The 26,602-nt window shown below is 71.8% G+C and carries 20 protein-coding genes; 12 read left to right on the forward strand and 8 right to left on the reverse strand.

Annotated elements, in window-relative coordinates; genetic code table 11:
- Positions 1-113 precede the first annotated feature (113 nt).
- Together glmS and ACFFJB_RS06920 are read left to right on the forward strand one after the other, a co-directional pair.
- Complete coding sequence (gene glmS / locus ACFFJB_RS06915) at positions 114-1,940, forward strand: glutamine--fructose-6-phosphate transaminase (isomerizing) (RefSeq protein ID WP_376830516.1); 1,827 nt, start codon at positions 114-116, stop codon at positions 1,938-1,940.
- Between the two features lie 52 nt (positions 1,941-1,992).
- Positions 1,993-2,862: a DUF502 domain-containing protein gene (locus ACFFJB_RS06920; RefSeq protein ID WP_376830517.1), complete on the forward strand. Its 870-nt coding sequence runs from the start codon at positions 1,993-1,995 to the stop codon at positions 2,860-2,862.
- A gap of 90 nt (positions 2,863-2,952) precedes the next feature.
- On the opposite strand, the gene recG is transcribed toward ACFFJB_RS06920, so the two are convergent.
- Positions 2,953-5,064 carry an ATP-dependent DNA helicase RecG gene (gene recG, locus ACFFJB_RS06925; protein ID WP_376830518.1) on the reverse strand — a complete coding sequence of 704 codons (2,112 nt, stop codon included), beginning with the start codon at positions 5,062-5,064 and terminating at the stop codon, positions 2,953-2,955.
- A 189-nt stretch (positions 5,065-5,253) separates the two neighbouring features.
- Between recG and ACFFJB_RS06930 the strand changes: the two genes are divergently transcribed.
- Positions 5,254-5,550, forward strand: coding sequence for an FAD assembly factor SdhE (locus tag ACFFJB_RS06930; protein ID WP_376830519.1), 297 nt, complete (start codon positions 5,254-5,256; stop codon positions 5,548-5,550).
- A gap of 147 nt (positions 5,551-5,697) precedes the next feature.
- On the forward strand, positions 5,698-9,222 hold the full coding sequence (gene mfd, locus ACFFJB_RS06935; protein ID WP_376830520.1) for a transcription-repair coupling factor: 3,525 nt from the start codon (positions 5,698-5,700) through the stop codon (positions 9,220-9,222).
- A 317-nt stretch (positions 9,223-9,539) separates the two neighbouring features.
- Here the strand turns inward: mfd and ACFFJB_RS06940 are convergent, their stop codons facing one another.
- The 3 genes from ACFFJB_RS06940 to ACFFJB_RS06950 form a co-directional block, all read right to left on the reverse strand.
- Positions 9,540-9,965, reverse strand: coding sequence for an organic hydroperoxide resistance protein (locus ACFFJB_RS06940; protein WP_376830521.1), 426 nt, complete (start codon positions 9,963-9,965; stop codon positions 9,540-9,542).
- Between the two features lie 105 nt (positions 9,966-10,070).
- The gene (locus ACFFJB_RS06945; RefSeq protein WP_376830522.1) at positions 10,071-10,781 is read right to left on the reverse strand and encodes a DsbA family oxidoreductase; all 711 of its coding nucleotides are present in this window, start codon (positions 10,779-10,781) and stop codon (positions 10,071-10,073) included.
- Positions 10,739-12,814 (reverse strand): extracellular solute-binding protein, encoded by a 2,076-nt coding sequence (locus ACFFJB_RS06950; RefSeq protein WP_376830523.1) that lies wholly within the window; start codon positions 12,812-12,814, stop codon positions 10,739-10,741. Before ACFFJB_RS06950 ends, ACFFJB_RS06945 begins: the two co-directional genes overlap by 43 nt.
- 517 nt (positions 12,815-13,331) lie before the next feature.
- Here ACFFJB_RS06950 and ACFFJB_RS06955 point away from each other — a divergent pair.
- Positions 13,332-14,051 carry an invasion associated locus B family protein gene (locus ACFFJB_RS06955; protein ID WP_376830524.1) on the forward strand — a complete coding sequence of 240 codons (720 nt, stop codon included), beginning with the start codon at positions 13,332-13,334 and terminating at the stop codon, positions 14,049-14,051.
- A 289-nt stretch (positions 14,052-14,340) separates the two neighbouring features.
- On the opposite strand, the gene ACFFJB_RS06960 is transcribed toward ACFFJB_RS06955, so the two are convergent.
- The 4 genes from ACFFJB_RS06960 to ACFFJB_RS06975 form a co-directional block, all read right to left on the reverse strand.
- Positions 14,341-14,694 carry a hypothetical protein gene (locus ACFFJB_RS06960; protein WP_376830525.1) on the reverse strand — a complete coding sequence of 118 codons (354 nt, stop codon included), beginning with the start codon at positions 14,692-14,694 and terminating at the stop codon, positions 14,341-14,343.
- Positions 14,695-14,881: 187 nt separating this feature from the next.
- Entirely contained in the window at positions 14,882-15,211 is a 330-nt protein-coding gene (hspQ, locus tag ACFFJB_RS06965) for a heat shock protein HspQ (protein ID WP_376830526.1), read from the reverse strand.
- Positions 15,212-15,376: 165 nt separating this feature from the next.
- Entirely contained in the window at positions 15,377-16,420 is a 1,044-nt protein-coding gene (locus ACFFJB_RS06970; protein ID WP_376830527.1) for an HpcH/HpaI aldolase/citrate lyase family protein, read from the reverse strand.
- 171 nt (positions 16,421-16,591) lie between these two features.
- Positions 16,592-17,809 carry an FAD-dependent monooxygenase gene (locus tag ACFFJB_RS06975; RefSeq protein WP_376830528.1) on the reverse strand — a complete coding sequence of 406 codons (1,218 nt, stop codon included), beginning with the start codon at positions 17,807-17,809 and terminating at the stop codon, positions 16,592-16,594.
- A 179-nt stretch (positions 17,810-17,988) separates the two neighbouring features.
- On the opposite strand from ACFFJB_RS06975, the gene ACFFJB_RS06980 reads away from it, so the two are divergent.
- The 7 genes from ACFFJB_RS06980 to lpdA all read left to right on the forward strand — a co-directional run bounded on the left by ACFFJB_RS06980 (position 17,989) and on the right by lpdA (position 26,478).
- A complete protein-coding gene (locus tag ACFFJB_RS06980; protein ID WP_376830529.1) occupies positions 17,989-18,750 on the forward strand; it encodes a TerC family protein in 762 nt (253 codons plus the stop codon).
- Positions 18,751-18,985: 235 nt separating this feature from the next.
- The gene (locus ACFFJB_RS06985) at positions 18,986-19,963 is read left to right on the forward strand and encodes a quinone oxidoreductase family protein (protein ID WP_376830530.1); all 978 of its coding nucleotides are present in this window, start codon (positions 18,986-18,988) and stop codon (positions 19,961-19,963) included.
- 204 nt (positions 19,964-20,167) lie between these two features.
- Positions 20,168-20,491 carry an FtsB family cell division protein gene (locus ACFFJB_RS06990; protein WP_376830531.1) on the forward strand — a complete coding sequence of 108 codons (324 nt, stop codon included), beginning with the start codon at positions 20,168-20,170 and terminating at the stop codon, positions 20,489-20,491.
- A gap of 577 nt (positions 20,492-21,068) precedes the next feature.
- Positions 21,069-22,136, forward strand: coding sequence for a pyruvate dehydrogenase (acetyl-transferring) E1 component subunit alpha (gene pdhA / locus ACFFJB_RS06995; protein WP_376830532.1), 1,068 nt, complete (start codon positions 21,069-21,071; stop codon positions 22,134-22,136).
- Between the two features lie 68 nt (positions 22,137-22,204).
- Positions 22,205-23,578, forward strand: a complete 1,374-nt coding sequence (locus ACFFJB_RS07000) for a pyruvate dehydrogenase complex E1 component subunit beta (protein ID WP_376830533.1) — start codon at positions 22,205-22,207, stop codon at positions 23,576-23,578.
- A gap of 14 nt (positions 23,579-23,592) precedes the next feature.
- Positions 23,593-24,948, forward strand: coding sequence for a pyruvate dehydrogenase complex dihydrolipoamide acetyltransferase (locus ACFFJB_RS07005; RefSeq protein ID WP_376830534.1), 1,356 nt, complete (start codon positions 23,593-23,595; stop codon positions 24,946-24,948).
- Between the two features lie 75 nt (positions 24,949-25,023).
- Positions 25,024-26,478, forward strand: coding sequence for a dihydrolipoyl dehydrogenase (gene lpdA, locus ACFFJB_RS07010; RefSeq protein WP_376830535.1), 1,455 nt, complete (start codon positions 25,024-25,026; stop codon positions 26,476-26,478).
- The last annotated feature ends 124 nt before the right edge of the window (positions 26,479-26,602 follow it).

Here is a 26,602-nt window from a genome sequence, read left to right on the forward strand (position 1 = left end):
CGCAGGGGCGCGCGCTGCGCCCGCGGACGCGCGCCCGGCATCCTGCAGCCAGCCTTCGCCGGCGCATGTGGCTGCCGGCGCCAGGCGGCGCAATAACAACGGACTGGGACAGCATGTGCGGAATCATCGGCATTCTCGGCAAGGGCGACGTCGCAGCGGACCTGGTGGACGCGCTCAAGCGGCTTGAATACCGCGGCTATGATTCCGCCGGCGTGGCGACGCTGCGCGACGGCGTGCTCGAGCGCCGCCGCGCCGCCGGCAAGCTGCGCAACCTGGAGGCGGCGCTGCGCGAGCATCCGCTGCCCGGCGCGGCCGGCATCGGGCACACCCGCTGGGCCACCCATGGCAAGCCGACCGAGGACAACGCCCATCCCCACGCCACCAGCCGGGTGGCGCTGGTGCACAACGGCATCATCGAGAATTTCCGGGAGCTGCGCGCCGGACTGGCCGGGCGCGGCGTCGCCTTCGAGTCCGAAACCGACACCGAAGTGGTGGTGAAGCTGGTGGACCAGGAGCTGGCGGAAGGCCGCCCGCCGCTGGAGGCGGTGGCGCGGGTGCTGCCGCGGCTGCGCGGCGCCTTCGCCCTGTGCTTCCTGTTCGCCGGCCATGATGACCTGATGATCGGCGCCCGCCACGGCGCGCCGCTGGCGCTGGGCTTCGGCGACGGCGAGATGTTCCTCGGCTCGGACGCGCTGGCGCTCGCCCCCTTCACCGACGACCTGCTGTATCTGGACGAGGGCGACCATGTCGCCGTGACCCGCGCCGGAGCGGAGATCTATGACGCCGGCGGCTTCCGCGTCGAGCGCCCGCGCCAGAAGCTGGCGCCGGGCGCCTTTCTCGCCGACAAGGGCAACCACCGCCACTTCATGCACAAGGAGATCTGGGAGCAGCCCGAAGTGGTGGGCCGCACCGTCTCCCATTATCTCGACGCGCTGAACGGCGGCTTCCTGTTTCCGCAACTCGCCGGGGTCGACTTCGCCGCCCTGTCGCGGCTCACCATCTGCGCCTGCGGCACCGCCTTTCTCGCCGGCCATGTGGCGCGTTACTGGTTTGAGCGGCTGGCGCGGCTGCCGGTGGATCTCGACGTCGCCTCGGAGTTCCGCTACCGCGAGGCGCCGATGCCGGACAACGGCCTGGCGCTGTTCATCTCCCAGTCCGGCGAGACCGCCGACACCCTGGCGTCGCTGCGCTACGCCAGGAGCCAGGGCCAGCGCATCCTTTCCATCGTCAACGTGCCCACCTCGACCATCGCCCGCGAGAGCCACGCGGTGGCGCAAACCTTCGCCGGGCCGGAGATTGGCGTGGCCTCCACCAAGGCGTTCACCTGCCAGCTGGCGGTGCTGCTGGCGCTGGCGGTTTACGCCGGGCGCCGCCGCGGCGCCCTTTCGGCGGCGGAGGAGGCGCGCGTCGCCGACCTGATGATGACGCTGCCGGGCCTGCTGGGCGAGGCGCTCGGCGCCGAGCGGGAGGTGGAGCAGCTGGCTGCGCGGCTCGCGCGGGCGCGCGACGTGCTCTATCTCGGCCGCGGCCCGGCATGGCCGCTGGCGCTCGAAGGCGCGCTCAAGCTGAAGGAAATCTCATATATCCACGCCGAAGGCTACGCCGCCGGCGAGCTGAAGCACGGTCCCATCGCCCTGGTGGACGAGGACATGCCGGTGGTGGTGCTCGTCCCTCGCGACGCGCTGATGGACAAGACCGTCTCCAACATCCAGGAAGTGGCGGCGCGCGGCGGGCGCATCATCCTGATCGGCGACGCCGAGGCGGTGCGCCAGACCGGGCTCGAGGACATCGCCGCCATCGTCATGCCCGAGGTCGATCCGCTGGTCGCGCCCATCATTTATGCAGTCCCGGTCCAGCTCCTCGCCTATCATGTCGCCGTATTCATGGGCAAAGACGTGGACCAGCCGCGGAATCTGGCCAAATCTGTCACGGTGGAGTGAGCGCGCGCCCGGCCCGGCGCGGCGGCGCGCGAACGGGTGAAACGGACGCAGGATGAGCGACAGCGAACGGAAGGCGCCCCGCAGCGACGCCCCGGCGGGCGAAACCGGCGCGCACACGGGGGCGGCGGACGCCGGCGCCGCCGGTCCGGCCCTGGTCCAGGCGCCGCGCCGCGGGCCGCTGTTCTCGCTGCGGGCGCGGCTGCGCAACTATTTCCTCACCGGCCTGATCGTCGCCGGGCCGCTGGCGCTGACCATCTACATCACCTGGTGGATCGTCGGGGCCATCGACGGCTGGGTGAAGCCGCTGATCCCGCAGCGCTACTGGCCCGAGAGCTATCTCAACGTCTCGGCGCCCGGATTCGGCGTGATCATCGCCATCGTGTCGCTGACGCTGCTCGGCTTTCTCACCGCCAATCTGGTGGGGCGCACGCTGATCAGCTCAGGCGAGACCATTCTCGAGCGCATGCCGGTGGTGCGCGGGCTGTACCGCGGCATCAAGCAGGTGTTCGAAACGGCGTTCTCGCCGGACGGCACCTCGTTCCGCAAGGTGGCGCTGGTGCAGTTCCCGACGCCCGGAACCTGGTCGATCGTCTTCGTCTCGGCGCCGCCGCCTCCGGAGATGACGGCGCCGCTGCCGGACGGCGGCGCCGGGGATTATGTCGGCGTGTTCCTGCCATGCTCGCCCAACCCCACCACCGGCTTCTTTTTCTATTTGCCCCGCAAGGACATATATGAGGTTCCCATTACTGTGGATGAAGCGGCCAAGCTGGTGATGTCGGCCGGCCTGATCCAGCCGGAGGAGCATCGGCGCCGCATGGCCGCGCTCGCCGCCAGCGGCGACGGCAAGGGCGCCCGCACGAGCGACGGAAAGAGCGGCGGCGGGGCCGACGAGAGCAACGGCGCGGGGGGCGCAGGCGCCTGAGAACGGCCGCCCGTGGCCGGGCCGCCATCCGGGCGGCGCGGGCCAAGGCGGCGCCTGAGCGCACGGCCGTACGCCGCTGGAATTGCGGAATTATCCCGCGCGCAGCAGGCGGATGGCCTCGTCGCGGCCGAACAGGTAGAGCAGGCAGCGCAGGGCGAGGCCGCGCTCGCCGGTCAGGTCCGGATCGCGCGCCAGAACAAGCTTCGCCTCATCGCGGGCGGCGGCGATCAGGTCGCCGTCGCGCTCCGGACGCAGGAAGCGGAATTCCGGCATGCCCGACTGGCGCGTGCCGAGGATCTCGCCCTGGCCGCGCAGCTTCAGGTCTTCCTCGGCGATGCGGAAGCCGTCCTCGGTTTCGCGCATGATGCGCAGCCGCGCCCCCGCCACCGGGCCAAGCGGGCCGCGATAGAGCAGCACGCAGCTGGAGGCGCCGGCCCCGCGGCCGACGCGGCCGCGCAGCTGGTGCAGCTGGGCCAGGCCGAAGCGTTCGGCGTGCTCGATGATCATGATGGTGGCCTCCGGCACGTCCACGCCCACCTCCACCACGGTGGTGGCCACCAGCACCTGGTCCTCGCCGCTGGCGAAACGCTCCATGGCGGCCTCCTTGTCGCGGCCGGACATCCTGCCGTGCAGCAGGCCGACGCGCGGCCCCAGCCGCTCCTGCAGGAAGGCGTGGCGCTCCTCGGCGGCGGCCACGTCCAGCGCCTCGGATTCCTCCACCAGCGGACAGATCCAGTAAACGCGCGCGCCGCGCGCCGTCGCCCGCCGCACGGCGGCGACGATCTCGTCCAGCCGCTCCATGGGCGCGGCCCGGGTCACCACCGGCGTGCGGCCCGGCGGCTTCTCGTCGAGCCGTGAGGAGTCCATGTCGCCGTAACAGGTCAGCACCAGCGTGCGCGGGATCGGCGTCGCCGTCATCAGCAGCATGTCGGCGTCCGGGCTCTTTTCGCCCAGCGCCAGCCGTTGCTGCACGCCGAAACGGTGCTGCTCGTCGACCACGGCGAGGCCGAGATCGCGAAACCGCACCCCCTCCTGGAACAGGGCGTGGGTGCCGACGACGATGTCCACCCCGCCGGCGGCCATGCGCTCCAGCATCTCGCGCCGGGCGGCGGCGCGGTCGCGGCCGGTGAAGACGCCGACGCGCACGCCCACGGCCTGCGCCAGCGGCGCGATGCGGTCATAATGCTGGCGGGCGAGGATTTCGGTGGGGGCCATCAGGCAGGCCTGGCGACCGGCTTCGACCACCCGCGCCATGGCCAGCAGCGCCACCACCGTCTTGCCGGAGCCGACGTCGCCCTGGAGCAGCCGCAGCATGCGCTCGGGGGCGGCGAGGTCGCGCCAGATCTCCTCCAGCGCCCGCCGCTGCGCGCCGGTGAGCGCGAAGGGCAACTGCGCCAGCAGCGCCTGCACCAGCCGGCCGTCGCCGGCGTGGCTGCGGCCGCGGCCCCTGCGCCGGCGGGCGCGCATCAGCGCCAGCGCCAGCTGGGTGGCGAGGGCCTCGTCGAGGCCAAGCCGCCGGCGCGCCGGATCCTCCAGCAGCCCGTCGCCGCCGTCGCCGAAAACCTCCTGCGGCTGGTGCACCAGGCGCAGCGCCGCGGCGAAGCCCGGCAGCGGCGCGCCGCCGCAACGCTCATGCCATTCCGGCAGCTGCGGCACGCGCTCCAGCGCCGCCGCCACGGCCTTCATCACCGCCCGGGGAGCGAGCCCCTCGGTAAGCGGATACACCGGCTGGATGAGGCTGACCTGCTCCAGCTCCTCGGGGCGCAGGATAAGGTCGGGATGGACGATCTGCCGGCGGCCCTCCCACAGCTCCAGCCGGCCCGAGACGATGCGGCGCCCGCCCACCGGCAGCTGCGCCTCCAGACGGCTCTTCGTCCCGCCAAAGAACACCAGGGTGACGTCGCCGGTGTCGTCCTCAACCACCACCCGCGCCGGGGCGCGGGCGGAGCCGCGCGCCGGCGGGAAGGAATGGGACGCCACCCGCACGTCAAGGGTGACGATCTCGCCGGGCGTCGCCTCGGCCACCCGGGGGCGCCGGCGCCGGTCGATGACGCCGGAGGGCATGTGAAACAGCAGGTCCAGCACCCGCGCGCCGCGTCCCGCCCCGCCCAGCAGCCGGTCGAACAGGGCCCCGAGGCGCGGCCCGACGCCGGGCAGGCTGGTGACAGGCGCGAACAGCGGATCAAGCGCGGAAGGTCGCATGGGCGCCCCGGTTGGCGGAAAGGCCGCGGATGAAATGCGTCGTGCGGACGGGCCGGCGGCTGACAGGCCGCGGCGCCGGGACTATATAGCCCGGAGACGGCCAGCCCGCGAGAGCCGGCCCGGCCGGCCGGTGGACGCGACGCGGCCGGAGCGGACGCCCGTCGCCGCCCGGACAGGATGGAGCATTACATGAGCGGAACCACGCGCAGCAGCGCCGATCTTGACGTGCGTCGCCGCAGGATCCTCTACCGGTCGTGGCATCGCGGCATCCGCGAGATGGACCTGCTGCTCGGCCAGTTCGCCGACGCCCGCATCGACCAGCTCTCCGACCAGGACCTGGCCGATCTGGAGGTCCTGCTGGAACTCCCGGACCGCGACGTGTTCAGCTGGCTGACCGGCGAGGCGGCGCTGCCGGCGGAACATGACACGCCGGTGTTCCGCCAGATTCGCGAGTTTCACCGTCATTCCGGCGCCATATTCATCTAGCGCCGCACGCGCCGGCGGCGTGGCTTCGCCGCCGCGACGCGCCCGGGGCCGGCCGCGCCGTCGCGCGCGGCCGCCGGGGCGCAGGCGCGCGCCGCACGCCCGTTTCTCCGCCCGCCGTCCCGGAACGCAGCCCCAGAAACGCCGCCCATGAGCCCTCTCCCCCTGCAAAACGCCGCCGCCTGGCTGCTGGAAGGCCGCAAGCCCGTGCTGGCCAGCGCGCCGGACAGCTTCATTCCCCTGTTGCTGGCCGATCTCGCCCGCGCCGTGTCGCAGAAGCGCGAGGCGCCGGCGGCGCTGGTTTATGTCGCCCGCGACGGCCGGCGCCTGCAGCTGGCTGAATCCGGACTGGCCTTCGTCGCGCCCGACATCGAGGTCCTGACCTTCCCCTCCTGGGACTGCCAGCCCTATGACCGGGTGTCGCCCTCATCGGCGGTGACGGCGCGGCGCATGACCGTGCTGGCGCGTCTGGCCCGCACGCGCTCGACGCGGGAGCGGCCGCGCATCGTGCTCACCACGGTCAACGCCCTGACGCAGCGCGTGCCGCCGCGGGCGCGCATCGCCGGGGAAACGTTTTCGGCCGCGCCAGGCAACGCCGTCGACATGAGCCTGCTGGTGAAGTGGCTGGAGATCAACGGCTTCACCCGCACCGGAACCGTGCGCGACACCGGCGAATACGCCCAGCGCGGCGGCATTCTCGATCTCTATGCGCCGGGCGCGGCGGCGCCGGTCCGGCTCGACTTCTTCGGCGACACGCTGGAGTCGATCCGCGCCTTTGATCCCGAGACCCAGCGCACCACCGGCCAGCTGCGCTCGCTGGACCTGGTGCCGATGAGCGAGGCGCAGCTCACCACCGAGACCATCGCCCGCTTCCGTCAGGCCTATGTGGCCGCCTTCGGCGCGGCCACCCGCGACGACGCGCTCTATGAAACCGTGAGCGAGGGGCGCCGCCACCCGGGCATGGAGCACTGGCTGCCGCTGTTTCACCGCGGCATGGACACGCTGTTCGACTATCTGGCCGGCGCGCCCTTCGTGCTGGACGAACAGCTGGAGGACGCAGCCTTCGAGCGCATCAGCCAGATCGAAGACTATTACGAGGCCCGTCTTGCGGCGCTGAAGGCCGGAACCGGCGCGCCCTACAAGCCGGTGCGGCCGGAGACGCTGTATCTCACCCGCGAGGAATGGCGCCGGCGCATCGGCGAGCTGGATTACGCGGAGGTGTCCGCCTTCGCCCGGCCGGAGACGCCGTCCGCCAGGGTCATTGACCTTGGCGTGCGCCAGGCGCGCAGCTTCGCCCCCGAGCGCGCCGACGAGGGCGTCAACGTGTTCGAGGCGGCGGCGGCGCACCTGCGCGACCTGGCCGCCGGCGGCCGGCGGGTGGTGGTGGCGGCCTGGTCGGAGGGCTCGCGCGAGCGCCTCGCCCATGTGCTGGCCGACCACGGCCTGCGCGGGCTGGCCAATGTTCCCGATCTCGCCCGCGCCCTCGCCGTGAAGGGCGGCGACATCGCCATGGCGGTGTGGGGCATGGAGGCGGGCTTCGACGCGCCCCATCTCAGCGTGCTGGCCGAGCAGGACATTCTCGGCGACCGGCTCGTGCGCCAGGCGCGCAAGGCGCGGCGCGCCCAGGATTTCATCGCCGAGGTGGGCAGCCTCACCGCCGGCGACATCGTGGTGCATGTGGACCACGGCGTCGGCCGTTTCGTCGGGCTGAAGACCATCACCGCCGGCGGCGCCCCGCACGACTGCCTGGAGCTGCATTACGCCGGCGGCGACAGGCTGTTCCTGCCGGTGGAGAACATCGAGCTGCTCTCCCGCTATGGCTCGGAGGACGCCTCGGTCGTCCTTGACAGGCTGGGCGGCGGCGCCTGGCAGGCGCGCAAGGCGAAGCTGAAGCAGCGCATCCGGGTGATGGCCGGCGAGCTGATCAAGGTGGCCGCCGCCCGGGCGCTGAAGTCGGCGCCGGTGATCACGCCGCCGCAGGGGCTCTATGACGAATTCGTCGCCCGCTTCCCCTATGAGGAGACCGAGGACCAGCTCAACGCCATCGAGGCGGTGATGGCGGATCTCGCCTCGGGCCGCCCCATGGACCGGCTGATCTGCGGCGACGTGGGCTTCGGCAAGACCGAGGTGGCCATGCGCGCCGCCTTCGCCGTGGCCATGAGCGGCCAGCAGGTGGCGGTGGTCGCACCCACCACGCTGCTGGCGCGCCAGCATTATCACAGCTTCAGCGAGCGCTTCCGCGGCCTGCCGCTGAAGGTGGCGCAGCTGTCGCGCTTCACCCCGGCGGCGGAGGCCAGGCAGGTGAAGGCCGGCCTCGCCGACGGCACGGTGGACATCGTCGTCGGCACCCACGCCGTGCTGGGCAAGACCATCAGGTTCCGCGACCTCGGCCTCGTGGTGGTGGACGAGGAGCAGCATTTCGGCGTCGCCCACAAGGAGCGGCTGAAGACCCTGCGCGCCCAGGTGCACGTGCTGACGCTCTCGGCCACGCCGATTCCGCGCACGCTGCAGCTGGCGCTCACCGGGGTGCGGGAGCTGTCGATCATCGCCACGCCCCCGGTGGACCGGCTGGCCGTGCGCACCTTCGTCATGCCCTTCGACGAGCTCAGCATCCGCGAGGCGCTGCTGCGCGAGCGCTATCGCGGCGGCCAGGCGTTCTATGTGGTTCCGCGCATCGAGGATCTGGACGAGGTCAAGGCCTTCCTCGACCGCTCCGTGCCCGAGGTGAAGGTGGCGGTGGCCCATGGCCAGATGAGCGCCGGCCAGCTCGAGGACGTGATGACGGCCTTCTATGAGGGCCGCTTCGACGTGCTGCTCTCCACGACCATCGTCGAGTCGGGCCTCGACATTCCCAACGCCAACACCCTGGTGGTGCACCGGGCGGACATGTTCGGCCTCGCCCAGCTCTACCAGCTGCGCGGCCGCGTCGGCCGGTCGCGCACCCGCGCCTGGGCGCTGTTCACGGTGCCGGCCAACCGCACGCTCACCGCCACGGCCGAGCGGCGGCTCAAGGTGCTGCAGGGCCTGGACACGCTCGGCGCCGGTTTCCAGCTCGCCAGCCACGACCTCGACATCCGCGGCGCCGGCAACCTGCTGGGCGACGAACAGTCCGGCCACATCCGCGAGGTGGGCTACGAGCTCTACCAGCAGATGCTGGAGGAAGCGGTGGCCCAGCTCAAGGCCGGCGTCACCGACGGGGAGGAGGGCGAGGAGGCGTGGTCGCCCAGCATCACCCTGGGCGCGGCGGTGATGATTCCCGAGAGCTACGTGGAGGACATCCAGCTGCGGCTGGGGCTCTACAAGCGCCTGTCGACGCTGGAGAACGACCAGCAGATCGACGCCTTCGGCGCCGAGCTCACCGACCGCTTCGGGCCGATGCCCGAGGAGGTGCAGCAGCTGCTGAAGCTGATGTCGATCAAGGCGCTGTGCCTGAGGGCCAATGTGGCGAAGATCGAGGCCGGCCCCAAGGGGCTGGTGGTGGCGTTCCGCGACGGCAGGTTCGCCAATCCCGCCGGTCTGGCGGCGTGGCTGGCGGAGCAGGGCTCCATGGCGAAGGTGCGCCCCGACATGAGCATTTTCTTCCACGACGACCTGCCGACGCCGGAGAGCCGCCTGAAAAGCGCCCGCGCCCTGATGCGCGAGCTGGTGAAGGTGGCCGGCAAAAAGGCGGCCTGAGACGCGGCCGGGGCAGTCGCCGCGCGCGGCTGCGCGGTTCTTTGGCTGAAAACCTTCTGGCGCCGCCGCGGCGGCGCTGGCGTCACCGGAGTCGGGAGCCGGCCCACGCGTGACGCGGGGCCGGCCCGGACAACGCCGGGCGTTGCGCGTCTTTGGACAGGGCAGGGGCATTGGCGCGACGCCCCGGCGCAAGGCAGCGCACGCCGGACGCCAGGGCGCCCGGCGGCTGGCGCGGAGCGACGCCACGCGCCGGGGCTGTCCCGCCGCATGGCGCGCGCACGCCGCGGAACGCCCGCCAGCCAGCGCCATTGCGCGCGTCAGACGATGGTCAGCTGCACGTCCACATTGCCGCGGGTGGCGTTGGAGTAGGGGCAGATCTGGTGGGCCGCCTCCACCAGCCGCTGCGCCTCGGCGCGGTCCAGGCCCGGCAGTGAAACAGCCAGCGCCGCCGTGATGCCGAAGCCTCCCCCGGAACGCGGGCCGATGCCGACCTTCGCCGTGACCCACACGTCGTCCGGCGCGCGGATTTTCAGCTGTCGGGCCGCCGCCTTCATCGCGCCAATGAAACAGGCGGAATAACCGGCCGCGAACAGCTGCTCCGGATTGGTTCCCGGCCCGCCGTCGCCGCCGAGCTCCTTCGGGATCGAGAGCTTCACCTCCAGCCGCCCGTCGTCCGAACGGGCAACGCCGTCGCGCCCGCCGGCGGCGGTGGCCGTCGCGGTGTATTTCACGTCAACTGGCATCGCTGTTTCCTCCGCTGCGCAGGTTCGGGAGCCTTCCGCCGCCCGCCGGAAGGCCGGGGACGGAAGCCACGGGAGGCGGCCGCGGCGCGCCGCGAACGCCGGTGATCAGCAGGCGCCGCCGTCCGCGGCGCAGGCGCCGGCAGGGCCGGTCCCCACGGCCTCCAGCTTCAGCTTTTGCGCCATGCGCCGCATGTAGCGGGCAATGGTCTCCGGGTCCTGGGCGCCGGGCAGGGCCAGGCGCTCCGCCAGAATGAAGCAGGGCACGCCGGACACGCCCATGTCGCGGGCCTGCTCCACCGCCGCCGACACCAGCGTCGCGTCGTCGGCGCCGGCCAGCCGCGCCGCCGCGCCGTCCATGCCGCAGCTGGCGGCGATGTCCGCCAGAACCGCGCGGTCGCCCACGTCGCGCCCTTCCATGAAGAAGGCGCGGAACAGCGCCTCCACCACGGCGTCCTGCAGGCCCAGCGGCGCAGCCCAGCCGATCAGGCGGTGGGCGTCCAGCGTGTTGGGCGTGCGGCGGATGAGGTCGAAACGGAAGGCGAGCCCTTCCTTTTCGCCCTCGGCGGCGAGGCGCTGGTGAATGGCCTCCAGCCGCTCGCGCGAGCCAAACTTGCGCTCCATGTAGACGCGCCGGTCGAGGCCGCCTGGCGGCACGTGCGGATCAAGCTGGTACGGCCGCCAGGCCACCGTCACACGCAGCTCCGGAACCATGGCGATGGCCTTCTCGAGGCGCCTCTTGCCGATGAAGCACCACGGGCACACCACGTCGGAAATCACGTCGACGTGGAAAGACTGGCGCGGGCCGGCGGCTGGCATGACGTTTTCTCCCTGGGGCGTATGGCGGGCCCGGCCGCGGCCGGGACATGCGGCATTGAACAGCCGCCGTCGCGCCGGCGCAACTGCAGGCTCTGGCGGACGCGCGTCCGTCCGGCTTCGCCGGGCGCGCCGCCGGCGTCTGCGCCGGTAACGCCCGAGGCGGCGGAAAGATCCGTCCGCCACCAGGTTTCCGGCGCCGGCCCGAGGAGCGGCAGGGGGTCGGGCCGGCCAACATGCCTCCAGCGCGCCAGCCACACATGCGGCGCGTAATAAAGCGGGATGACGTGAAAGCCGGAGAGCAGCACCCGGTCCAGCGCCCGCACGGCGGCGACGTGATCCTCGCGGGTGGCGGCGGCGGTGACGGCGGCGATCATGGCGTCGGCCGCCGGCGATTTCACCCCGGCGAAGTTGAACGACGCCTGCTGGTCCGCCGCCCGCGAGCCCCAGCGGAAATACTGCTCGTTTCCGGGCGAGGGCGAGGCCCGCCAGGCGGCGATGATCATGTCGTAGTCGAACGTCTGGCGGCGGCGCTCATACTGCACGGAATCGACCACCCGCACCCGCACGGCGACGCCGATGCGCTTCAGCCCCGCCTGCAGGGCCAGGGCGAGGCGCTCGTCGTCGCGGCCCGTGACCATCACCTCGAAGGCCAGCGGCCGGCCGGCGCCGTCGCGCATGCGGCCGTCTTTCAGCGCGTAGCCCGCCTCCGCCAGCAGGCCGACGGCGCGGGCGAGGGCGGCCCGGTCGCGGCCGGCGCCGTCGCTGGCCGGCGGCCGCCAGCGCCCCTCCATGATGTCCTCGCGCACCGCCCCCGGGAACGGGGCCAGCAGGGCGCGCTCCTTTTCCGTGGCCGGGCGGCCGGCGGCGGAGAGTTCGGAACCGGCGAAATAGCTGTCCGCCCTCCGGTAGAGGCCGTGATAGTAGGCGCGGTTCACCCATTCGAAGTCAAAGGCGCAGGTCAGCGCCTCGCGCACCCGCGCGTCGCCGAACGGCCGGCGGCGCTCGTTGAACACGAAGCCGGTCATGCCCTTTGGCGCGGCGACGGGCGCGTGCTCCAGCAGGATGCGGCCGTCGCGGACGGCCGGAAGGCGGCGGGCGGCCATCCAGCGCCGCGGCTCGGTCTCGATGCGCACGTCGATGAGCCCGGCGCTGAAGGCGCTGGCCAGCGCCGTGACGTCGCGATAGTAGTCGTAGCGGATTTCGTCGAAACGGAAGGCGTCGCGCAGGGACGGCGCGGCGTCGCCCCACCAGTTCTTCACGCGGCGGAAGGTGACGCTCTCGCCGGGGCGCACGCTGGCCACCTCATAGGGGCCGGAGCCGGTGAGCGGCGTGAAGCCGGTGCGGGCGAAGGCCTCGCCGGCGGGGGTGGCGTGTCTGGGCAGCACCGGCGTCATGGCCAGGATCATCGGCAGCTCGCGGTCCTGGTTGCCGGCGAGGGCGATGGCGATGCGGCCCGGATCGGGCGTGGAGACGCCGGTGATCCGGCGCAGGGCGTTGCGGTGGTTGGGCCGCCCGTGGACGGCGAGCAGGGCGAAGCTGAACGTCACGTCCTGCGCCGTCACTGGCCGGCCGTCGCTGAAACGGGCGCGGGGATCGAGCCAGAAGACGACGCAGGAGAGATCCGGCGCCACCCGCGCCGCCCGGGCGATCTGCGGATACAGGGTGAACGGCTCGTCGAGGGCGCGACGCATCAGCGACTGCACCGTGAGCATGCTGACCGCCGCCGGCGCCGACATGCCCTTGACGGTGAAGGGATTGAGGCTGTCGAAGGCGCCGTGAACGCCGAGGGTGAGGCGCCCGCCGCGCCGGCCGGGCCAGCGGCTTTCCAGCGCCACGAATTCGCCGTCCGGCCCGCGCGGCCACCCCGGCGCGCCATACATGGTCATGGCGCCGGGAAGGGCGGGCGGATCCGCCAGCAACGCCTCGCAGGCGGGGCCGGCCGGCGTGCTGAAGGCGCCGTCGGGGCCCGCCGCCTGCGCCGGCTGCGTCGCCAGTATCGCCGCCAGTAATGTCAGGGCCGCCGTCCGCATCATGACGTCTTCATATCTGGGGAAAGTTCAGGGAAAATGAATGGCGGCCCGCATCACCGGCGGCCGGGCCGGACGGCCCGGACGCGGGACCGGCGCGGAAGGACCTGGGCGGAGGGACGTGGGTGGAGGAACCTGGGCGGAGGAACCTGGGCGGAGGGCCTGGGCGGAGGGCCTGGGCGGAAGGACGGGCGCCGCGCGCGGACGGCGTATGGGGACTGGAACGGCGCGTCCGATCGCGATAAGTGATCTGATGTGCTGACGGCCTTGTAACCGCCTCATTCAGCGTGACATCACTGCGATGCGCGTTTCGGGAGAGGCCGGGTTGTCCGCCAGGCTGTCGCGAGTCGCGCCAGTCCGGCCGGTTGCGACGGGCGCCGGGATCTCGCGTCCCGGGGCGCAGGCGACCGGCGCCGCTGCAGGACAGGACGGAATCTGATACGTGAGAGGCAATTTCGGGCGGCGTGCGGGAACAGGGATCGCGCAGGCGCTCGGGACGGGCTGTGATCGAAGGGAAAACTTCATGGCATTTAACACAAGGTCTGCAGGCGTCAGGGCGACCCGTGGCGCCGCCGCCCTCCTGGCGCTGGGAGCGGCGTTGGCTCCGGCAGCCGCTTTTGCGCAGGCCAAACCTGCGCAGCAACAGCAACAGCAGCAGCAACAGCAGCAGGCGCCGCAGCCGCCGGCCGGTCCGGTGGTGGTTTCGGTGAAGCCTGAGCCGTCGCAGGCCGACTGGACCAAGGTCTGCGGCAAGGATCCGGTGGCCGGCCGCGAAATCTGCTACACCACCCGCGACTTCGTCTCTGACCAGGGCCAGCCGGTGCTCGCCGTCGCCGTGTACGACGTGAAGGGCGAGCAGCAGAAGATGATGCGCTTCCTGCTGCCGCTCGGCCTGCTGCTGCAGCCCGGCATCCGCGTCACCATCGATCAGGGCCAGCCCATCGAAGGCCGTTACGCGCTGTGCTTCCCCAACGGCTGCTTCGCCGAGGCCCAGATCAAGGACAGCGACGTCGCGGCGATGAAGAAGGGCCAGAACCTGAACGTTTCGGTCCAGAACCAGGCCGCCAACGTCGTCACCTTCCAGGTGCCGCTGGCCGGCTTCGCCAAGGGCTTCGACGGCCCGGGCATCGATCCCAAGGTGCTCGAGGAGCAGCAGCGCAAGCTGCAGGAGGCCATGCAGAAAAAGGCCCAGGAAGAAGCCCAGAAGCACCAGCAACAGCAGCAGGGCGGCCAGAAGAAATAATTCCGGCCCTTCCGGCTCACGCGAAAAAGCCCGCCGTCCGGCGGGCTTTTTCGTGCGGCGTCTGCGCGGCGACGTCCCCGGACGGCGGGGGCCGGTCCGCGCCGCGGCGCGTTCCGCCAGGCGACGGCGGTACGGGCGACAGCGTTCTCCTGGCGACAGGGGACCTGGCTACAGGGTTCCTGGCTACTGGGTTCCTGGCGGCCGGCCGGTCAGGACCGTCGCGCGGCGGGCGGGAGCATCCGGTAATACTGCATGCCGGGGGGCCGGCGGACGGCCGCACGCGGCGGCGTCAACGGGAGGCGCGGACGCCGTCCCCGGCCAGCCGCGCCATGCAGGCGCGCAGGCGGGTCTGCATGCGGCCGTCGTCGCCGTCGCCGGCGGGCGCCTGCACGCAGGCCAGCAGGCGGCTGGCGTAATCGGCGTTGCAGCGTTCCGGCAGCGCCGCGGCCAGGGTGGGCGAGGCGGCGACCCGCTGCATCGCCTCGCGCTGGCACCACGCGTCATGGGCCTTGGGGCCGGTTTTCATCATGTCCCGGAGAAAGTCGCCGTCGGCGCGCGCCGCGCCGGCCCCGGCGAGGCAGGACAGGAGCGTCAGGACGCCGGCGGCGATGGCGCCGGCCCGCGGGGTGAGATGCCGTCGCATTGGCGGTCCTCCATGGACAGATTCGCCGGGCCGTCTTCGCCGGACAGTCCTCCCCGGCGCGCCCCGGCGAGCCTGTGGCCGCGCGGGCCGCCGGCGGAGCGCGGAACGCCGCTTGCGGCTGTGGGGAGGAAGCGGCGCGGGCTGCCCGGCGCCCGCCGTTGCGGCGGATGACGCCCTGCGCAGGGGATCAGTGGGCGTGTCGCGGCCTCACATGATAGTGGCCGTCGTCGCCGCGCACGAAAAATTCATCGACGCGCGGATGGCGCACCGGCGCGCCTGACAGGTCCGGCACCAGGTTCTGCTCGGACACATAGGCGATGTACTGGGTTTCCTCGTTCTCGGCCAGCAGGTGATAGAAGGGCTGGTCGCGCGCCGGCCGGACCTCTTCCGGAATGGACCGCCACCATTCCTCGGTGTTGGCGAATTCCGGATCAACGTCGAAGATCACGCCGCGAAACGGATAAATGCGATGGCGCACGACCTGTCCGATGGCAAACTTGGCCGTTCCGGTCTTCATGCGAGGTTTCTCCGCAAGAGCGCTTCCCTTTGCCGGGGGCGGCCGGCCCCGCGTCGCGACGCCGGCCCGGGCCCGATGATGCCTCCGCGGCGGCGCCTCCGGCAAGCCGCCAGACGCCGCCGGCGCAGAACGGGCGGCGCAGACGCGCGCCGCCCGTGAGATGGCTCAGAAGCCGTAGATTTTCGCGTATTCGGCGTCCTTGCTGGCGACGATCTTCGCCAGGTCGACGATCACTTTGGCCTGCTTCCAGGTGGCGTCGTCCTGCATCTTGCCGTCGATCATCACCGCGCCGGTGCCGTCCGGCATCGCCTCGAGAATGCGCCGGGCGAAGGCGACCTCGGCCGGATCGGGGCTGAACACGCGCTTGGCGATGGCGATCTGGGTGGGGTGCAGCGACCAGGCGCCGGCGCAGCCGAGCAGGAAGGCGTTGCGGAACTGCGCCTCGCACGCCTCCTGGTCCGAGAAGTCGCCGAACGGGCCGTAGAACGCCTTGATGCCGTGCGACTGGCAGGCGTCCACCATGCGGGCGATGGTGTAGTGCCACGGATCCTGCTGGGCGATCTGGCGCGGGGCGCCGTCGGCCGTCGGGTCGGAGATCACCTTGTAGTCCGGGTGACCGCCGCCGACGCGGGTGGTCTTCATGCCGCGGGAGGCGGCGAGATCGGCCGGGCCAAGGCTCATGCCGTGCATGCGCGGCGAGGCGCCCGCGATGGCCTCCACGTTCTTCACGCCCTCGGCGGTCTCCAGGATGGCGTGAATCAGGATCGGCTTCTTCACCCTGTACCTGGCCTCAAGCTGGGCCAGCAGCTGGTCGAGATAGTGGATGTCCCACGGCCCCTCCACCTTCGGCAGCATCATCACGTCGAGCTTGTCGCCGACATTGGCGACGATCTCGATGATGTCGTCGAGCGCCCACGGGCTGTTGAGACAGTTGACGCGGGTCCACAGGCCGGTGGAGCCAAAGTCGTTCTCCTGCGCCATCTTGATGAAGCCGGCGCGGGCGTTCTCCTTCTGGTCGGCGGGGATGGCGTCCTCGAGATTGCCGAGCACCACGTCGACCTGCCTGATCAGCTCCGGCACCTTGGCGCGCATCTTTTCATTGTGCGGCGGCACGAAATGGATCATGCGCTCGAGCCGCACCGGCAGCTCCGTGTAGGGCTGCGGCGCGCCGATGGCGAGCGGGCGGAAAAACTGGCGGGGCAACTTCATCGGGTGCTCCTTGGCGAGGTGTCGGCGGCCGGGCCGGTTGCGCCGGCCGCCCGTGCTCTGAACGCGCCCTGAGGCGCCTTGGTCCCTGCGATAGGTCAGACGCGCGCCGCAGTCCAGTGCGCCGCGCGGGGGCGGTGACGGCGGAAAGCGGCGGCGGCGAAGCGCCAGGCTTCAGCGCCACGCGCGCATCAGCTCCGGCAGGCCCAGATGCGGCGCCAGCCCCTCGCGCATGGCGAAGCGGCGCAGCGGCTTCAGCCCGCGCATGGCCAGCATGCCGGCCCCGCGCAGCAGGTCCACCGCCGGATTGCGGCTGAGCAGGGCGCGGTTGAGCGCGTCGATCACCGTGGTGCGGGCGGCGACGTCCAGCCGCCGGCTGCGGTCATAGGCGTCCAGCGCCCGGGGATCGTCCGGCCCGGCGCCGCGGTCGCGGGCGGCGACGAGACAGTCGCGCAGCGCCGCGACGTCGCGCAGTCCGAGATTGAGCCCCTGGGCGCCGATGGGCGGAAACACGTGGCCGGCTTCCCCAACCAGCGCCACGCAGTGGCTGGCGAAACGCTCCGCCCTGAGGCCGCGCATGGGAATGACGCCGCACGCGCCCTCCGGCTCCATTTCGCCGAGCAGGGACTGGGCCTGGGCCTCCACCGCGCGCCCCAGCTCCTGCGGCGGCAGGCTGGCGAGGCGCCGGGCGTCGTCGGGGGTCGTCACCCACACCAGGCTGGAGCGCCGGCCGGGCATCGGCACCAGGGTGAAGGGGCCGCGGCGGGTGTGCAGCTCGGTGGAGGCGTTGCGATGGCCGAGCGTGTGGCGGAAAACGCCGGTAAGCGCCGCCTGCGGGTAGCTCCACGTGCGGGCGCCGATGCCGGCGCGCTGGCGGGTGAGCGAGCGGGCGCCGTCGGCCCCCACCACCAGCCGCGGCCGCAGCCGCGCGCCGGAGGCGAGGGTGAGCTCCGGCCCGCCGGCGCGGAAGGCGACGTCCGTCACCGTCTCCGGGCGCACGGCGAGACTGTCACGCCCATCGGCGAGCTGCGCCAGCACGCCCACCAGATCGTCATTGGGGATGTTGCAGCCAAACGAATCGAGGCCCAGTTCGCCGGCGCTGAAGCTGAGGGGCGGAGCGGCGAACAGGCTGTCGGTGACGTCGGCGATGCGCATGGCGTCCATGGGGGCCGCCTTCGCCCGCACCTGCTCCCAGGCGCCGATGGCGCGCAGGAAGGCCACCGAGCCGCCGAACAGCGCCACCGTCCGCCCCGGCGCGGCCACGGCCGGGGTTCCGAGCAGCACGGTGCGGAAGCCTTCCTGCGCGAGACACAGGGCGGCGGCGTATCCGGCGGCGCCGGCGCCGATCACGGCGACGTCAGGCGCGGCGATGTCAGGCGTTGGATGCGGCATGGCCCGAAGGCGCCTTTCCTGCTGAATTGGACGGACGGTTCCTTGTACCATAGAACGCGCGCCGGCCCATCCCGGCTGAAATGCCGCGGAACCGGAGACGCGGCGGCAGCGTTCCGGCCTCGCGCCGCCGCGGCGGCGGCGCGACGGACGGCCCCGTCCGCGCAACAATGGAGAGACACGTGTTTGACTGGCTGGCGAGTCCCGAAGGCTGGGCGGCCCTGCTGACGCTGAGCGCCATGGAGATCGTGCTCGGCATCGACAATGTGGTGTTCATTTCGGTGCTGGTGGCGCGGCTGCCGGCCGGGCAGGCGGAGCGCGCGCGCCGCCTTGGCCTGGCGATGGCGCTCGGGTTCCGCATCGCGCTGCTGTTCGCGCTCACGGCGCTGATGCAGCTCACCGATCCGGTGCTGGTCATCTTCGGCGAGGAGCTGTCGTGGCGCGACATCATCCTGATCGGCGGCGGCCTGTTCCTGCTTTACAAGGCGGTGAGCGAGATGCACGCCGAGGTGAGCGGCGAGGCCCATGAAGCGCGCCTGGCCGCCGCGCCGCAGGCGTTCATGACGGCCGTGGCGCAGATCGCCGTCATCGACATCGTGTTCTCCATCGACTCCATCGTCACCGCCATCGGCATGGCCGAGCACCTGTCGGTGATGGTGCTCGCGGTGCTCGTGGCCGTGGCGGTGATGTACCTGGCCTCGGGCGTGGTGGCGCGCTTCATCTCCGAAAATCCCACCACCAAGGTGCTGGCCCTGGCCTTCCTGCTGCTCATCGGCGTGTCGCTGGTGGCGGAGGGCGGCGGCTTCCACCTGCCGCGCGCCTACATCTATTCGGCCATGGGCTTCGCCGCGGCGGTGGAGTTCATCAACGTCTGGGCACGCCGCAACCGCGAGCGCGCCAATGGCGGGGGCGCGCCGCCGGCCGGCCACGGCGACGGCGTCTGAGCCGGCGCCTTCCGCCCGCGTCCGCGCCGGCGGAGCGATCATGAAACGCGCGGGGCCGCATGTGCGGCCCCTTTTTTGCGTCGGCGCCGGGTCTGTCCCCTGCGCCCGGCGGGCCGGGCGCCTTGGGGGGCTGGCGCGCGGACGCGCGGGCGGCCAGATTGCGTGTCAGCGACAGCGATAACGTGAATCAGGGCCGGGGCGGGGACGCGCCGGCCCGGGCCGGAGAGAGGGAAACATGCCAAAGGCAATGGTGGTGCACGAAACCGGCGGACCGGAGGTGATGGTCCTGGAGGAGTATGATCCGGGCTTTCCGGGGCCGGGCGAAGTCCGCGTCCGCCACATGGCCATCGGCCTCAACTATCTGGACACGTACTACCGCAGCGGCGTCTATCCCATCAAAAGGCCGTTCATTCCCGGCGGCGAAGGCGCCGGCGAGATCGTGGCGGTGGGCGAGGGCGTCAATGACTTCGCGCCCGGCGACCGGGTCGCCTATGTGTTCCCCATCGGCGCCTATGCGGAGGAGCGCTGCGTGCCGGCGGCCAATGTGGTCAAGCTGCCGGGCGCCATCGGCTTCGAGACCGCCGCGGCGCTGATGCTGAAGGGCCTCACCGCCGAGTTCCTGCTGCACCGCACCTTCCGGGTGGGGCCGGAGCACACCATCCTGTTCCACGCCGCCGCCGGCGGCGTCGGCCTTGTGGCCTGCCAGTGGGCGCGCCATCTGGGGGCGCGGGTGATCGGCACGGTGGGCTCGGACGAGAAGATCCCGCTGGCCCTCGCCAATGGCTGCGACGAGGTCATCCAGTACCGCCGCGAGAACGTGGTGGAGCGGGTGAAGGAGCTGACCGGCGGCGAGAAGTGTCACGTGGTGTATGACGGCGTCGGCCGCGCGACCTTCCGCGATTCGCTCGACTGCCTGCGCCCGTTCGGCATGTATGTGAACTTCGGCGCCGCGTCCGGCCCGGTGGAGGGCGTCTCCATGGCCGACTTCGCCTCGCGCGGCGCGCTCTACGCCACGCGGCCGACGCTGTTCACCTTCACCGCCGACCGCGCCCGGCTCATGGACATGGCCAGCAACCTGTTCCACGCGGTGGAGAACGGCGTGATCAGCGCCCACATCACCGGCCGCTATCCGCTGTCGCGGGCGGCGGACGCCCACCGCGCCCTCGAGGGGCGGCTGACCACCGGCTCGGTGGTGCTGGTTCCGGACGAATGAGCGGCGCGGCGCCGTTGCGGCGCCAGAATCAGCGCGCTGGCCGGAATCCGGCCGCGCCTGCGGGCGGCGTCGCGGGCGCCGCCCCGAACGCGCCGGAAAAAAACCGGCGCGGGAGGAGGAAACCGGCGCGAAAGGCGCCGGAAGGGCGGCGCAGACGCGATGATGCGCAAGCCAATTTTTACCAATACGGCGCAGGATCAGCCCATGGTCATCCGTCGCCGCTTCCGCTCCATCCTGCTGCCGCTTGCGCTCTATCTCGTCTCAGGCGTGATCGTCGGCTATTTCGTGCTGCACGCCCACAGCGGCCAGCGCGGCCTCGAGGCCAAGCGCGAGATCAAGGGCCAGATCATGGCCCTCACCGCCGAGCTCAACGCGCTGAAGGCGCAGCGCGCCGTCATGGAGGACCGCATCTCGCGCATGCGCGACGGCTCCATCGACCGCGACCTGCTGGAGGACCTGGCCCGCCGCAATCTCGGCATGGTCCACCCCAACGATCTGGTCATCATCCAGCCCGGAGACGGCGACTGAGCCGCCGGCCGTTTCGCCGCGCCGCCGCCCTGACGCGGGCGCGGGCGGGCGCGCGCCGCCGCCTGCCCATGAGCGTGGATTGACGCAGGCGGCGCTTCGGTCAAACCTGACGCCGGACTGTCCGCCCGGGCTTGCGGCGATGGCGGCGCCCCGGCGGCGCCGGAGCCGGCCATTCCTTGCTGCGCAAGGTTATGCGGTCCGGGGCGGCGGCCGCGAAGCGCCGGATGGGGACGTCGCCCGCGCGGCGGGCGCGGCGCGGACAGGCCGGCGGAAAGGACCAGGCTTGCGCAATCCGCAGCAATGTCAGGCGCCTGGCGGGGCGCGGCTTGCGCTCGCCGGACATTAGACTTTAGTATGAGACCGGCAGGCGACAGGAGGACTGGCCGACGGGCCCGTCCTCCAGGAGCATAGGTTCACACGGGCCCACGTAGGGGAGCCCGGGGCGTGAACCCGAGCGATCGGCGCGACCGGCGCCGGACAACCTGAGGCCGTAATGACGAAGAAACCCGCTTCTGCCCGTTCTTCCGCAAACGCGACCGCGGCGCGGTCCGCCACGAGGCCCAGGGGCGCGCGGCGCGTGTCTGGAGCTGCGGCGGAGACCGCCGGCGGCCCGAAGGCCGCGGAGGACGCCGTATCCGGCGTAAACGTCACGGCGGAGCCGCCGCCGCTGGGCCGCGAGGAGGAGCTCGAAGCCTACCGCATGATGCTGCTGATCCGGCGCTTCGAGGAGAAGGCCGGCCAGATGTACGGCATGGGGCTGATCGGCGGCTTCTGCCACCTGTACATTGGCCAGGAAGCAGTGGTCGTCGGCATGCACATGGCGACGAGGGAGGGCGACCAGAACATCACCGGCTATCGCGATCATGGCCACATGCTGGTGATGGGCATGGACCCGAAGGGGGTGATGGCCGAGCTGACCGGCCGCCGCGGCGGCTACTCGAAAGGCAAGGGCGGCTCGATGCACATGTTCTCCACCGAGAAGAAGTTCTACGGCGGGCATGGCATCGTCGGCGCCCAGGTTCCCATCGGCACGGGGCTCGCCTTCGCCAGCCGCTACCGGGGCGATGACGCGGTGTGCCTGACCTATTTCGGCGACGGCGCCGCCAACCAGGGCCAGGTCTATGAGAGCTTCAACATGGCGGAGCTCTGGCGGCTGCCGGTGGTCTACGTCATCGAGAACAACCGCTACGCCATGGGCACCGCGGTGACCCGCGCCACCGCCCAGCCCGATTTCTCAAGGCGCGGCGTTTCCTTCAACATTCCCGGCGAACAGGTGGACGGCATGGACGTGCGGGCGGTGAAGGCCGCCGGCGAGCGCGCCATCGCCTGGGCGCGCAGCGGCAAGGGGCCCTACATCCTCGAGATGCAGACCTACCGCTACCGCGGCCACTCCATGTCCGACCCGGCCAAATACCGCACCCGCGACGAGGTGGAGAAAGTGCGCGCCGAGCACGACCCCATCGACCAGGTGCGCCGCCGCCTGCTCGACAGGCATGGCGTCAGCGAGGACGAGCTCAAGCAGATCGACGCCGACGTGCGCCGCGTCGTCAATGAAGCGGCCGACTTCGCCACCCACGATCCGGAGCCGGACCCGTCCGAGCTGTGGACCGACGTGACCCTGCCGCATGACGCGCCGCGCGGCTGAACCAGCGGACGGCGCCCGCCGGCGAAGCGGCGGCGACCTCCGGCAGCCCCATTGACCGAGCCAGACCCATGCCGACAGACGTATTGATGCCCGCGCTTTCGCCCACCATGGAAGAGGGCAAGCTGAGCCGCTGGCTGAAGAAGGAAGGCGACGCCGTGAAAGCCGGCGACGTCATCGCCGAGATCGAGACCGACAAGGCCACCATGGAGGTGGAGGCGGTGGACGAGGGCGTGCTGGCGAAGATCCTGGTGCCGGAAGGCGCCGAGGGCGTGAAGGTCAACACCCCCATCGCCATCATCGCCGCCGAGGGCGAGGAGGTGAGCGCCGCAAGCGCTCCGCCGGCGCCCGCGCAGGCGCCCGCCGCGCCGCAGGCGGCGCCGGCCGCGCCCGGGGCCCCCGCCGCGCCCGCGAAACCGGCCGAAACGGCCGGCGAGGACATGGAGCTGCCGGAGGGCGTCCCCACGGTGAAAATGACCGTGCGCGAGGCCCTGCGCGACGCCATGGCCGAGGAGATGCGCCGCGACGGGACGGTGTTCGTCATGGGCGAGGAGGTGGCCGAGTACCAGGGGGCCTACAAGGTCACCCAGGGGCTGCTGCAGGAGTTCGGGCCGAAACGGGTGGTGGACACGCCCATCACCGAACACGGCTTCGCCGGCCTTGGCGTCGGCGCCGCCTTCGGCGGCCTGCGGCCCGTCGTGGAGTTCATGACCTTCAACTTCTCGATGCAGGCCATCGACCATATCATCAATTCGGCGGCCAAGACGCTGTACATGTCCGGCGGGCAGCTCAGCTGCCCCATCGTGTTCCGCGGCCCCAACGGCGCGGCTGCCCGCGTGGCGGCCCAGCACAGCCAGGACTTTTCCGCCTGGTACAGCCACATTCCCGGCCTCACCGTCATCGCCCCCTACACGGCGGCGGACGCCAAGGGCCTGCTCAAGGCGGCCATCCGCAGCCCCAATCCGGTGGTGTTCCTCGAGAACGAGATTCTCTACGGCCACTCTTTCGAGGTGCCGCAGGTCGACGACTGGCTGGTGCCGATCGGCAAGGCGCGCATCGCCCGCAAGGGCGGCGACGTCACCATCGTCTCCTGGTCTCACGCCATGGTGTACGCGCTGGAGGCGGCGGAGAAGCTGGCGGCCGAGGGCATTGAGGCGGAGGTGATCGACCTGCGCACCCTGCGGCCGCTCGACGCCGGGACCATCGTCCGCTCCGTGCAGAAAACCAACCGCTGCGTGGTGGTGGAGGAAGGCTGGCCGCAGTGCGGCATGTCGGCCGAGATCGCCGCGCGCATCATGGAGCAGGCGTTCGACTATCTCGACGCCCCGGTGGCGCGGGTGACCGGCAAGGACGTGCCCATGCCCTACGCCGCCAACCTGGAGAAGCTCGCCCTGCCGTCCACGGCCGAGGTCGTCGCGGCGGCGAAGGCCGTCTGCTATCGCTGAGAGGAGCCAAGCGCATGCCGATCCAGGTGTTGATGCCGGCGCTCTCGCCGACGATGGAGAAAGGCCGCCTCAGCCGCTGGCTGGCGCAGGAAGGCGACGCGGTGAAACCGGGCGACGTCATCGCCGAGATCGAGACCGACAAGGCCACCATGGAGGTGGAGGCGGCGGACGAGGGCGTGCTGGCCAGGATCGTCGTTCCGGAAGGAACCGACGACGTGCCGGTCAACGCCGTGATCGCCATCATCGCCGCCGAGGGCGAGACGGTCGAGGCGGCGGCCGCGGCCGCTGACGCCACGCCCGCGCCGCAGGCGAAACCCCGGACGCAGGAAGCCGCGAGCCCGGCGCCTGAAGCCGCCAGCCCCGCGCCGGAGACGGTCAGCCCCGCGCCGGAGGCGGCCGCAAGGCCCGCGCCTGAGGCGGCGGGGCCCGCAGCGGCCTCCACGGGCGGGCGGGTGTTCGCTTCGCCCCTGGCCCGCCGGGTCGCGAAGGAGGCGGGCGTCGACCTGTCGGCGCTGAAGGGCTCCGGCCCGCGCGGCCGCATCATCGAGCGCGACGTGCTGGAGGCGAAGAAATCCGGCGTGGCGGCGAAGCCCCAGGCCGGCGCCGCGCCGGCCGTTCTGGCCGCGGCGCCGGACGGGGCGGCGGTGCGCGCCATGTTCGCGCCCGGCAGCTATGAGGAAATCCCGCTCGACGGCATGCGCCGCACCATCGCCCGCCGGCTGGTGGAGTCGAAGCAGACCATTCCGCATTTCTATCTCACGGCGGACTGCGAGATCGACGCGCTGCTCGCCCTGCGCCAGCAGCTCAACGCCGCCGCGCCGCGGGACGCCGACGGCCGGCCGGAGTGGAAGGTGTCGGTGAACGACCTGGTGGTGAAGGCCTTCGCCGGGGCGCTGCGGCGCACGCCGGACGCCAACGTCTCCTTCGCCGGCGACGCCATCCTGCGCCACCGCCCGGTGGACGTGGGCGTGGCGGTCTCCATTCCCGGCGGGCTGATCACGCCGGTGGTGCGCGACGCCGACCGGCTGGCCATTTCGGCGCTGTCGCAGCAGATCCGCGACCTGGCGGCCCGCGCCCAGAACCGGCGGCTGAAGCCGGAGGAATACACGGGCGGCTCGGCGGCGGTGTCCAACCTCGGCATGTACGGGGTGCGGGAGTTCGCCGCCGTCATCAATCCGCCGCACGCCACCATCCTGGCGGTGGGCGAGGGCCAGCAGCGGGTGATCGTGAAGAACGGCCAGCCGGCCGTGGCCACCATGATGACGGTGACGCTGTCGGTTGACCACCGCGCCGTGGACGGCGTGCTCGGCGCCCGGCTGCTGCAGGCGTTCAGGGCGCTGGTGGAGAATCCGGCCGCCATCCTGGCCTGAGCCGGCGGGGCCGGGCGGCCCCGCGCTGACCTGCTGGCGGCGGAGGCGCCGCCCAACCCCGCGAAAGCGACGTCAATGGCAGAGACTTACGACATCATCGTCATCGGCTCGGGCCCGGGCGGCTACGTCACCGCCATCCGCGCGGCGCAGCTCGGCTTCCGCACCGCCATTGTCGAGCGCGAGCATCTGGGCGGCATCTGCCTCAACTGGGGCTGCATTCCCACCAAGGCGCTGCTGCGCTCGGCGGAGATCCGTCACTACATGGAGCGCGCCGCCGACTATGGCCTGAGCGCGCCCGGGGCCGGCTTCGACATCGCCAGGGTGGTGGAGCGCTCGCGCGCCGTGTCGCGGCAGCTCAACGCCGGCGTCGGCTTCCTGCTGAAGAAGAACGGCGTCGACGTGATCTGGGGCGAGGCGACTCTGACCCGCGCCGCCGCGGACGGACGGCCCGCCGCCATCTCGGTGAAGCCCGCGCAGAAACCGCCGGCGCAGCCGCAGCCGCCGGTTCCGAAAGGCGTGAAGGGCCCCGGCGACTATGAGGCCAGCCACGTCATTCTCGCCACAGGCGCGCGCCCGCGGGCGCTGCCCGGCCAGGAGCCGGACGGCCGGCTGGTGTGGAGCTATTTCGAGGCCATGGTTCCGGAGCGGCTGCCGAAGTCGCTGCTGGTCACCGGCTCCGGTGCCATCGGCGTGGAGTTCGCCTCCTTTTACAACGCCTTCGGCGTCGACGTGACCGTGGTGGAGCTGCTGCCGCAGATCCTGCCGGCGGAGGACGCCGAAATCGCCGCCATCGCCCGCAAGCGCATGGAGAAGCGGGGGATCAGGTTCCTCACCGGGGCGAAGGTGGCGAAGCTGGAGAAAAAGGCCGACAGCGTCGTGGCCACCGTCGACGACGGCAGGTCCGCCCGGACCATCGAGGTGGAGCGCGTGCTCAGCGCCGTCGGCGTGGTGGGCAACATCGAGAATCTCGGGCTGGAGCGGCTGGGGGTGAAGACCGAGCGCGGCTGCGTGGTCACCGACGGGCTCGGGCGCACCACTGCGCCGGGGATTTACGCCATCGGCGACGTGGCCGGCCCGCCCATGCTGGCGCACAAGGCCGAGCATGAGGGCGTGGCCTGCGTCGAGGCCATACGCGGGCTCAAGGCCCACCCCCTGGAGCGCGCGCGCATTCCCGGATGCACCTATTGCGATCCGCAGGTGGCGTCGGTGGGCCTCACCGAGGCGAAGGCCAGGGAGGCCGGCTACGACATCCGCGTCGGCCGCTTCCCGTTCATCGGCAACGGCAAGGCCATCGCGCTGGGCGAACCGGACGGGCTGGTGAAAACCATTTTCGAGAAGTCCACCGGCCGGCTGCTGGGGGCGCATCTGGTGGGCGCGGAAGTGACGGAGCTGGTGCACGGCTTCGTCGTCGCCATGAACCTGGAGACAACCGAAGAGGAGCTGATGGCCACGGTGTTCCCGCATCCGACGCTCTCGGAGACCATTCACGAGAGCGTGCTGGACGCCTGGGGGCGGGCCATTCACATCTGAGCCGGTCGGCGGCGCCGTGGCCGGGATGTGACAGCGCGCCGGATTTGTCGCGTCGCGGCGCCGGTCCGGGCCGGCGCGGCCGGCGCCGGCGCTTGAACGTGACGCGACAAGACTGTCTCCTGAC

The organism is Camelimonas abortus (assembly GCF_042432745.1).
Classification (GTDB): domain Bacteria; phylum Pseudomonadota; class Alphaproteobacteria; order Rhizobiales; family Beijerinckiaceae; genus Camelimonas; species Camelimonas abortus.

Bases quoted from the DNA above. Each gene is read 5' to 3' on its own strand.
- hspQ (WP_376830526.1), bottom strand. From the start codon at position 15,211: ATGAAGACCGGAACGGCCAAGTTTGCCATCGGACAGGTCGTGCGCCAT.
- ACFFJB_RS06990 (WP_376830531.1), top strand. From the start codon at position 20,168: ATGGTCATCCGTCGCCGCTTCCGCTCCATCCTGCTGCCGCTTGCGCTC.
- recG (WP_376830518.1), bottom strand. From the start codon at position 5,064: ATGCGACCTTCCGCGCTTGATCCGCTGTTCGCGCCTGTCACCAGCCTG.
- mfd (WP_376830520.1), top strand. From the start codon at position 5,698: ATGAGCCCTCTCCCCCTGCAAAACGCCGCCGCCTGGCTGCTGGAAGGC.
- ACFFJB_RS07005 (WP_376830534.1), top strand. From the start codon at position 23,593: ATGCCGATCCAGGTGTTGATGCCGGCGCTCTCGCCGACGATGGAGAAA.
- ACFFJB_RS07000 (WP_376830533.1), top strand. From the start codon at position 22,205: ATGCCGACAGACGTATTGATGCCCGCGCTTTCGCCCACCATGGAAGAG.
- glmS (WP_376830516.1), top strand. From the start codon at position 114: ATGTGCGGAATCATCGGCATTCTCGGCAAGGGCGACGTCGCAGCGGAC.
- ACFFJB_RS06970 (WP_376830527.1), bottom strand. From the start codon at position 16,420: ATGAAGTTGCCCCGCCAGTTTTTCCGCCCGCTCGCCATCGGCGCGCCG.
- ACFFJB_RS06960 (WP_376830525.1), bottom strand. From the start codon at position 14,694: ATGCGACGGCATCTCACCCCGCGGGCCGGCGCCATCGCCGCCGGCGTC.
- ACFFJB_RS06975 (WP_376830528.1), bottom strand. From the start codon at position 17,809: ATGCCGCATCCAACGCCTGACATCGCCGCGCCTGACGTCGCCGTGATC.
- ACFFJB_RS06950 (WP_376830523.1), bottom strand. From the start codon at position 12,814: ATGATGCGGACGGCGGCCCTGACATTACTGGCGGCGATACTGGCGACG.
- ACFFJB_RS06930 (WP_376830519.1), top strand. From the start codon at position 5,254: ATGAGCGGAACCACGCGCAGCAGCGCCGATCTTGACGTGCGTCGCCGC.
- ACFFJB_RS06955 (WP_376830524.1), top strand. From the start codon at position 13,332: ATGGCATTTAACACAAGGTCTGCAGGCGTCAGGGCGACCCGTGGCGCC.
- ACFFJB_RS06920 (WP_376830517.1), top strand. From the start codon at position 1,993: ATGAGCGACAGCGAACGGAAGGCGCCCCGCAGCGACGCCCCGGCGGGC.
- lpdA (WP_376830535.1), top strand. From the start codon at position 25,024: ATGGCAGAGACTTACGACATCATCGTCATCGGCTCGGGCCCGGGCGGC.
- ACFFJB_RS06940 (WP_376830521.1), bottom strand. From the start codon at position 9,965: ATGCCAGTTGACGTGAAATACACCGCGACGGCCACCGCCGCCGGCGGG.
- ACFFJB_RS06945 (WP_376830522.1), bottom strand. From the start codon at position 10,781: ATGCCAGCCGCCGGCCCGCGCCAGTCTTTCCACGTCGACGTGATTTCC.
- ACFFJB_RS06985 (WP_376830530.1), top strand. From the start codon at position 18,986: ATGCCAAAGGCAATGGTGGTGCACGAAACCGGCGGACCGGAGGTGATG.